This window comes from Mucilaginibacter sp. (assembly GCF_039935595.1).
Classification (GTDB): domain Bacteria; phylum Bacteroidota; class Bacteroidia; order Sphingobacteriales; family Sphingobacteriaceae; genus Mucilaginibacter.
In genome coordinates this window covers 1-8,701 of the sequence record NZ_JBDTJZ010000178.1, presented here as the reverse complement: position 1 = coordinate 8,701, position 8,701 = coordinate 1, and the positions used below count along the sequence as shown (strand labels likewise).

Here is an 8,701-nt window from a genome sequence, read left to right as displayed (position 1 = left end):
AATGTAAACCAGCTGACCTTCTTTATCAGTTTGCTCAGGCGTTACTTTATCTTTGTATTCGTCTAAAGTAAAGTTTTCGTTTTTAGTATTGCTTAGCAGAACAAAGTCTTTAGCTTTATCATAAAACTTCTCTTCGCTCACCATGCCGTATTTTACAAACAGGCCAATGTCGGTCCATTTTTCTTCGTAAGCTTTACGGTCGGTTTTAAATAGCTCTGCCAATTTATCAGCTACTTTTTTGGTGATATAGCTGTTTATCTTTTTAACGTTACTATCAGCCTGTAAAAAGCTGCGTGATACGTTTAACGGAATATCCGGCGAATCTATCACGCCATGTAGTAACATTAAAAACTCAGGAACAATATCCTTCACCTCGTCAGTAATAAATACCTGGCGCGAGAATAATTTGATCTTGTTTTTTTGTATCTCGAAATCATTCTTCAATTTAGGGAAGTAAAGCACCCCGGTTAAATTGAACGGATAATCTACATTCAGATGTATCCAGAAAAGTGGATCTTCCGAAAATGGATAAAGCTGTTTGTAAAAGTCAAGGTAATCCTCATCTTTTAATTCAGCCGGGGCTTTGGTCCAAATCGGGTTGGTATCGTTAATAATATTATCAACCTCAACTGATTTGTATTTTGGTTTACCTTCTTCGTCAACACCATCCTCTATCGAATCGGTTGTAGTGCCAAACTTAATAGGTACCGGTAAAAACTTACAGTATTTATCTAAAATTTGCTGTATGCGCTGTTTGTTTAAAAACTCTTCCGATTCGGCGTTAATGTGCAGGGTTATTTCGGTACCGCGCTCTGCCAAACTGCCTGCGCTAATTTCAAATTCGGTACTTCCGTCGCATATCCAGTGGGCCGGTTCGGCGCCTTCCTGGTAGCTTAAGGTTTCAATTTCTACCTTATCAGCCACCATAAATGCCGAGTAAAAGCCTAAACCAAAACGACCGATGATCTCGTTAGCGTCTTTAGCTTCTTTAAACTTCTCCATAAACTCGGTAGCACCCGAGAATGCGATCTGGTTAATGTATTTTTTGATCTCTTCGGCGGTCATGCCCAAACCATTATCAGATATGGTAATGGTTTTTTTAGCTTCGTCAAAGGCTACTTCAACGCGCAGGTCGCCCAATTCGCCGTTGTACTGGCCCAGTGATGCCAGGCGTTTTATTTTTTGGGTAGCATCTACCGCGTTTGATACCAGCTCGCGTAAAAATATCTCGGTATCAGAGTATAAAAACTTCTTAATTATCGGAAAAATGTTTTCGGTGTGTATCGAAATTGTTCCTTTTTCTTGCATAACTATTTATATAAATTTTGTTAATGAAATGTTTTAGTAGTATGCGCTTATCAATGGTTGTTCCAAAGTAATTTATTTGTCAAATTGGCAGGGAGTTGTTATTGTTTCAACGAACAACAATTAACTTAATGTGAAAGAATTGTCACCCAGCGATATATTTAGCGGCATTATTTTTAATTCAAATTTTAATAAATACATTTATCCTAACCTGTTAATTTTTAATAATTTACAATGGCTAAACCTAGAATATTTATCAGCTCAACTTTTTATGATTTAAAAAGCCTAAGAGTTGATTTGGATAAATTTATAAGAGATTTTAATTATGAACCTATCAGAAACGAAGTCGGAGAAATCCCTTATGGCGTTGAAGATAATTTAGAAGAGTATTGCTACAAAGAAGTTCATGATGTCGATATGCTTCTTGGAATCATTGGTAATAGATATGGCTCAGAGTCTAAGCAAACGCAATATTCAATTACTCAATTAGAAATAAAAACTGCTGTGGAACAGGGCAAGCAAGTTTATTTGTTTATTGAAAAAAATGTCAGGACTGAATATGAAACTTATCTATTAAACAAAGAAAAGGAAATCGCTTTTAAATATGTAGATAGCGTTAAAATATATGAGTTTATCGAAGAGGTTATGAAATTAACCGGAGGGATAATAATTCATCCTTTTGAACATGTCTCTGATATAACTGCTTTTTTGAAAAATCAATGGGCCGGGTTGTTTAAGGACTTCTTAAGACAAAATTCACAAAAAAAACAATACGAAAATTTAACTCACAAAATCAACGATTTATCAGCTGTTACTGCAACACTAAAAACATATTTAGAAAAAGCACTACCTAGGGTTTTAGAAGGTGAAAATGTAGTGAAGATTATTGAGGAGGAAAATAAAAAGTTAGAGGCAGAAAAACAACTCTCCCAATTATTAGAACTGGAAGGTATCAAACATTTAGTAAATACTCATAATATTGCTATCGAAAAAATCAAAACCGGTTTATTAACGTCAGAAACTTTATTTGATTTTATTAATTTCTTAAAGGAGCAAAACTCAAATAGGGGAGATATTTCTTTCAGATGCATGACAACAGGAATAAGAATGAATGACATAAATATGGCTAGGATATTATTAGGAAAAACTACTTTTAAAGACAATCGAGAAGAATTAAGAGCTAAATTACCAAGAATTGAGGGCTCCCCGACATTAAAATTCTCCATCAAACAACCAGTCGGTATATCTAAAAACAGTGATGCTGAAACAGCCAAAAAGCCGATAAAAAAGAGTGCATCAAAATGATATAAAAATTTGTATAAACCAGGCTACTTTAAGTCGGCATGTTCTTCATTAATTTTTGCAATTTATCCTTCGTTTCCTCATCCTTCAAATTCCCATCCCCATCCATTTTTGAACGGATAAACTGAATTAGCAAATTAGTGTCATCAGATAGTTTTGCCGATAAAGCCCCCAACGTTAACAGAAGCGAGGCATGCGCATGTTCGCCACCTAACGATGCTGTTATTAAAGCCACAGGCTTATCCACCAGCGAACTGCTGGATACCAGCCAATCCAGCATGTTTTTTAGCTGACCGGGTACGCCAAAAGCATATTCGGGTGTGCAGATGATTAGTCCGTCGGCTTCGCTTAATAATTGCCTTAATGCTGCTACCGGTTGGGGCGGGTTATCATTATCCAATCCGGTATCAAAGGGAGGGATGGTTGAAAGACCATCATATATGGCATAATCTATATTATTGGGTACGAGTGTGCCTAAATATTTTAAGATGTTATGATTGGTTGAGCCGCTTCTAAGGCTGCCGGGTATAGCTAAAATTTTATGTTTTGAGGGGTGAGTGTTGATAGTCATAAATATGTGTAAATCTAATGGCAATATAGTGACTATTGGCTATTGCCATGCAGTGCAATAAAAGCTATTTTTGTGCTTCATTTTATTAAAGATGTCTGAAACTACTGAACATGTTAAATGCCTTATTATAGGCTCGGGACCTGCAGGTTATACTGCAGCTATATACGCCTCGCGCGCTGATTTAAAGCCGGTTATGTATACTGGTATGTTGGCCGGCGGTCAGCTTACCCAAACTACTGATGTAGAGAACTTTCCGGGTTACCCTAATGGAATAATGGGACCCGAAATGATGGAAGATTTCCGTCAGCAAGCCGAGCGTTTGGGTACCGATATCCGTTTTGGGTATGTAAGCTCGGTTGATTTTTCAAGTATGCCGCATAAAGTAACCGTTGACGAAAGTAAAACTATATTGGCAGATACGGTTATTATATCAACAGGTGCGTCAGCTAAATGGTTGGGTTTGGATTCCGAACAAAAATACAGTGGTTTTGGTGTTTCGGCCTGCGCTGTTTGCGACGGGTTCTTTTTTAAAGGGCAGGACGTTGCCATAGTAGGCGCCGGCGATACCGCTGCTGAAGAAGCTACTTACCTGGCTAAATTGTGCCGCAAGGTATATATGATTGTTCGCCGTGATGAGTTCAGGGCATCAAAAGCGATGGTGCACCGCGTATTGAATACCCATAATATTGAATTATTATATGATACCGAAACCAAAGAAATTTTAGGCGATGGTCAAAGTGTAAATGGCGTTTTGGTTCTTAACAATAAAACTAACCAGGAACGTAAATTAGATGTTACCGGCTTTTTTGTGGCGATAGGCCATAAACCTAATACCGATATATTCAGGGGCCAGATACATATGGACGAAACCGGCTACATTAAAACCAGGCCCGGATCAACAGAAACAAACATTGAAGGCGTGTTTTGCTGTGGCGATGCACAGGATCATATTTACCGCCAGGCAGTAACGGCCGCGGGCACGGGCTGTATGGCCGCCATTGATGCCGAAAGGTATTTGGCCGCTAAAGAGCATGTGGTAACGGCTTAAGTTGTTTTAAAGGTTTTAAGCGTTATAAAGGTTGTAGAAGTTTAATTTCTGCAACCTTTTTTGTTTACAATCATTGTAACATCTTTAACTATACAACGTTTTCAACCTATACAAATTCTATCAACACGTTAAACTTACCCCAACTTTTTAATAACTTCACCATATTTAATAAACACGGCTATTGATAAGTATGTATAAAAAGCTTTTTCTACCCCTATTTTTCTATCTCTTTTTTATATCGATAACAGTTAAGGCGCAAAATAACGACCCGTACATGGGCCTGATACCCGCTCCGGTATCCGTTAAGAAATTATCCGGCGATTTTATATTAAGTCAGCAAACCGTTTTAGTAGCAGATAGCGTGGCTAATAAAGCGGTGACTTTTTTAGCAGATTATTTACAAAACGCGGTCGCTCTTACTATTAAGCCCCAGCCTTATACCGGGCAAGCGGTAAATAATGGAATTATTATTACCTCTGCAGGGGCCGATGCACTGCCGGCTCAGGGTTATCGCTTATTGATCACTCCGCAAAATATTACCATAGTTGGCAAAGGCGCAGGTATATTTTATGCCATACAAACCTTAATTCAATTAATGCCTTTGGAGCATGATGCAACTGTTAAATTGCCTGGCGCCGAAATTGAAGATTACCCGCGTTTTGGTTACCGCGGATTGCATTTGGATGTAGCCCGCCATTTTTTTTCGGTTGATTTTATTAAAAAGTATATCGACCTGATGGCGCGTTATAAACTCAATAATTTTCACTGGCATTTAACTGATGACCAGGGCTGGCGCATCGAGATAAAAAAATATCCCAAGTTAACCGAAATAGGCAGCCACCGTACAGAGACTTTAATAGGCAACTACCACGACCGCACCCCGCCGCAATATGATAATACCCCTTATGGCGGTTATTACACACAAGATCAAATACGTGATGTAATAAAATATGCCGCTGATCGATATATAAACATTATACCGGAAATTGAAATGCCCGGACATTCAGATGCGGCACTGGCTGCTTACCCCGAGTATGGCTGTAACATACCCGAAAGCTATATGGTGTCAGGCACCTGGAGCGAGCGGCATGACGTGTATTGCCCAACTGATTCGACCTTTAATTTTTTGGATGATGTTTTAACAGAAGTTATTAACCTTTTCCCGAGTAAATATATCCACATAGGCGGGGATGAGGTTGCAAAGGATGACTGGCAGAATTCCAAATTTGCACAGCAATTGATGAAGCGTTTAAAATTGAAAGATGAGAAAGAATTGCAAAGCTATTTTGTAAAACGTATTGAAGCGTTTGTAAACTCAAAAGGGCGTACAGTTATAGGTTGGGACGAGGTATTGGATGGTGGTATTGCACCTAACGTAACTATTATGAGCTGGCAGGGCGAATCGGGCGGTATTGCTGCCGCGCGTCTATCGCACGATGTAATTATGACACCTAGCAGTATGGGTTTATATTTTGACAACGCGCAAGGTAAATTAGGCAACGAGCCGGTAGGTATTGGTGGTTATAAGCCAATTGCCATGACATATGCTTATAATCCAACCCCGGCGGTATTAACGCCCGAACAGCAGAAATATATTATAGGGGTACAAGCCAATTTATGGACAGAATATATCGCCACAGAAAATAAAGTGGAATATATGTTATTGCCGCGTATGCTTGCCCTGTCAGAAGTGGGGTGGACGCCGTTAGCCAATAAAAATTATAAAGATTTTTCAGAAACGCGCCTGCCCGGTCAACTCGCCTGGTTGGATAAAAATGGTTTTGATTACCGCGTGCCCGAAGTAATTGGCGCAAAGGATACTATCATTTTTGGTACGCAGCTACCCGTAAATCTAAAGCCTTCTGTTACAACAGCTAAGGTTTATTATACCATTGACGGCTACACCCCGCGCGAAACCGATTTGGAATTTACCAAACCAATAACCTATAATGTACCGCCCGACCAATACCGCGAATTGCAAAGTATAGCCATAACGCCAACAGGGAAACGTAGCGATATATTACGCACCGTGGTTTACAATAAGCCGCCATTTCCACCGGTTAACTATACCGGTACAGCAATGGGTTTAAGGTATCAGTTATTTACAGGTACTTTTAACAGCACCAGCCAACTTAATACAGTTGGTGTATTAGATTCAACATTAATAGCTAAAAGTTTTAATATAGTCAGTTTTCGCCGTAATAACCAGCCGTTCGGCATAATATATAATGGTTACATACGTATTGATGAGGATGGTTTATATGGCTTTTCAACCGCGTCAGACGATGGATCGGTTATATTGATAGATGATATGCCCGTGGTTGACAATGATGGCAAACATGTATTGTTTGAAAAAGGCGGTAGTGTGCCTTTATTAAAAGGATTTCATAAGTTTACCTTAAAATACTTTAACCAGGGTATAACGGGATCTTTAAGGGTCTTTATGACCATACCCGGCAAACCTAAAGGCGAGTTATCGCCCGATACGATGTTTAATTAACCTAACTAATAATGCGTATAAAGTTTTATTTATTGATGCTGATGGGCGGCATAGTATTTACAGGTTGCAGCCATGAACAAAAAGCTGCTGTTAAGCAGGTTAGCAGCGCGCCACGCATAATGGACCCATTTAGGTACCATAAGCTGCTGGAGGTTGCGCCGGGCGAATATTATGATGTACTAAGTTGGGGCAGGGGATCGGCAGATACAGGCGCGTTCGTTATTTTGCATTCCGACTCAACAAGCAGGCAATACACCACTACTACAGGCGATCTGAATGGTAAAATAGTTGATGTATATAATTCGGATATGGATGTGGATGGCAATCCTGAAATATTGATACAAACCAAAGGAAAGGATACCACTAACTACACCACCATATACGCGTTTGAGTATGGCAATGATAATAAAGCCAACAAACGCGATTTCCCAAAACTAACCAGTTCGCAGCGCGATGGTTACCGGGGCGGCGATAATTTTTATATTACCGAAGGCAAATTTATACGCGAGTTTCCTATTTATGACGGCAATACCAACAATGCCAAACCAACCGGCGCAAAACGTAAGCTGGAATATAGTTTACAGGGTAATCAATTTACTGTAAAACAGTTAAGTAAAGATTCAACCAAAACTATAACCACTCCTGTTCAACAGGAAAAGGTGAAGAAAGCCGAACCTGAAAAAAAGAAAAAAGAAACCACAAAAAAATCAACCAAACATAAAAAGTCCGTGACGCATAAAAAGCATAGGCGACGCAGGTAATAATACAGCTTCATTGTAATATAATTGCGACAGAGTATTGATGCTATACCCTGTTTTCTTAAATTTAAAAATTGCACATTTGTAACAACAGCCACCTAAAAAATGCATTTTTTATACCCTGCCTTTTTATTTGCATTACTATCGCTGGCTATACCTGTACTGATACATTTGTTCAATTTCCGCAGGTATCAAAAAGTATATTTCAGTAATGTTCAGTTTCTGAAAGAAATACGCGAACAGCAGTCTTCCCGCCGAAATATAAAAGAGCGATTAATATTAGCTGCACGATTGTTAGCGTTATTGTTTTTGGTTTTGGCCTTTACCCGCCCGTATATCCCCGGCCCTAATGCCAAAAATGCGGGCGCGCAAAAAGCGGTAAGTGTTTTTATTGATAATTCGTACTCCATGCAAACGCTTAACCGCGAAGGCGCTTTGTTGGACGAAGCCAAACGCCGTGCAAAAGAAATTGTTACCGCTTATGGCATAAATGACAGGTTTCAGTTGCTTACGCAGGATTTTGAAGGTAAACACCAGCGCTTGCTTACCCGCGATGAATTTAATGACGCGGTTGACGCGGTAAAAATAAGTCCCCGCAGCCGCCCCCTGCAACAAATTGTAGACAGACAGCTTAGTTTACTAAACGGGCAACCCAATACCACCAAATCGCTTTACATCGTTTCTGATTTTCAAAAAAACATATCCAATGGGCAGCCGCTTAAAGCAAGTGGCATAACAGTTAACCTGGTACAACTTACCGGCAATACTTTAGCTAATGTAGCCGTTGATTCGGTATGGCTGCTAAATGCTATACACCGCCCCGGCGAAAGCGAGAAAATGGTGGTGAGGCTGCATAATTACTCCGAAGAAAACTCCGCTAAAATACCTTTAAAGCTATTGATAAACGGTTCGCAAAAAGCTTTAGGAGGTTTTAACCTCGCCGCCCGTTCGGTACAGGACGATACGTTAACCTTTTCGGGTCTGCAAAGCGGCTGGCAGCGTGGCGAGATAACCTTGCAGGATAACCCGGTGACTTTTGATAACCAGTTTTATTTTTCATTTAATGTAAAACAGCAAATGCCTGTTTTATTAATTGATGGTGGCACGCCAAATGTGTTTCTTAACTCAGTTTTCGCTGCCGATCCGTTTTTTAAAATAAAAAGAGTGCCTGATGGTAATGTTGATTACGCGTCATTAAGCACCTATCCGCTTATTGT

7 protein-coding genes are annotated in these 8,701 nt (G+C 39.6%); 5 read left to right on the top strand and 2 right to left on the bottom strand.

The window, feature by feature from the left end; genetic code table 11:
* Positions 1 to 1,308, bottom strand: a 1,308-nt coding sequence (gene htpG / locus ABI367_RS12445; protein ID WP_462230541.1) for a molecular chaperone HtpG, incomplete at its 3' end; no start/stop codon positions are given.
* 231 nt (positions 1,309 to 1,539) lie between these two features.
* Here htpG and ABI367_RS12440 point away from each other — a divergent pair.
* The gene (locus ABI367_RS12440) at positions 1,540 to 2,610 is read left to right on the top strand and encodes a DUF4062 domain-containing protein (protein WP_462230539.1); all 1,071 of its coding nucleotides are present in this window, start codon (positions 1,540 to 1,542) and stop codon (positions 2,608 to 2,610) included.
* A 28-nt stretch (positions 2,611 to 2,638) separates the two neighbouring features.
* On the opposite strand, the gene ABI367_RS12435 is transcribed toward ABI367_RS12440, so the two are convergent.
* Positions 2,639 to 3,178, bottom strand: a complete 540-nt coding sequence (locus tag ABI367_RS12435; RefSeq protein WP_462230537.1) for an NADPH-dependent FMN reductase — start codon at positions 3,176 to 3,178, stop codon at positions 2,639 to 2,641.
* Positions 3,179 to 3,269: 91 nt separating this feature from the next.
* On the opposite strand from ABI367_RS12435, the gene trxB reads away from it, so the two are divergent.
* From trxB to ABI367_RS12415, 4 genes are all read left to right on the top strand, one after another.
* The gene (trxB, locus tag ABI367_RS12430) at positions 3,270 to 4,226 is read left to right on the top strand and encodes a thioredoxin-disulfide reductase (RefSeq protein WP_462230535.1); all 957 of its coding nucleotides are present in this window, start codon (positions 3,270 to 3,272) and stop codon (positions 4,224 to 4,226) included.
* Positions 4,227 to 4,500: 274 nt separating this feature from the next.
* Positions 4,501 to 6,726, top strand: coding sequence for a family 20 glycosylhydrolase (locus ABI367_RS12425; protein WP_462230533.1), 2,226 nt, complete (start codon positions 4,501 to 4,503; stop codon positions 6,724 to 6,726).
* Positions 6,727 to 6,737: 11 nt separating this feature from the next.
* Positions 6,738 to 7,487 carry a hypothetical protein gene (locus ABI367_RS12420; RefSeq protein ID WP_462230530.1) on the top strand — a complete coding sequence of 250 codons (750 nt, stop codon included), beginning with the start codon at positions 6,738 to 6,740 and terminating at the stop codon, positions 7,485 to 7,487.
* Positions 7,488 to 7,589: 102 nt separating this feature from the next.
* Positions 7,590 to 8,701, top strand: a 1,112-nt coding sequence (locus ABI367_RS12415; RefSeq protein ID WP_462230528.1) for a BatA domain-containing protein, incomplete at its 3' end; no start/stop codon positions are given.

Excerpts from the sequence above, each read along its gene's own strand:
- ABI367_RS12440 (WP_462230539.1), top strand. The coding sequence starts at position 1,540 with ATGGCTAAACCTAGAATATTTATCAGCTCAACTTTTTATGATTTAAAA.
- ABI367_RS12425 (WP_462230533.1), top strand. The coding sequence starts at position 4,501 with ATGGGCCTGATACCCGCTCCGGTATCCGTTAAGAAATTATCCGGCGAT.
- ABI367_RS12435 (WP_462230537.1), bottom strand. The coding sequence starts at position 3,178 with ATGACTATCAACACTCACCCCTCAAAACATAAAATTTTAGCTATACCC.
- ABI367_RS12420 (WP_462230530.1), top strand. The coding sequence starts at position 6,738 with ATGCGTATAAAGTTTTATTTATTGATGCTGATGGGCGGCATAGTATTT.
- trxB (WP_462230535.1), top strand. The coding sequence starts at position 3,270 with ATGTCTGAAACTACTGAACATGTTAAATGCCTTATTATAGGCTCGGGA.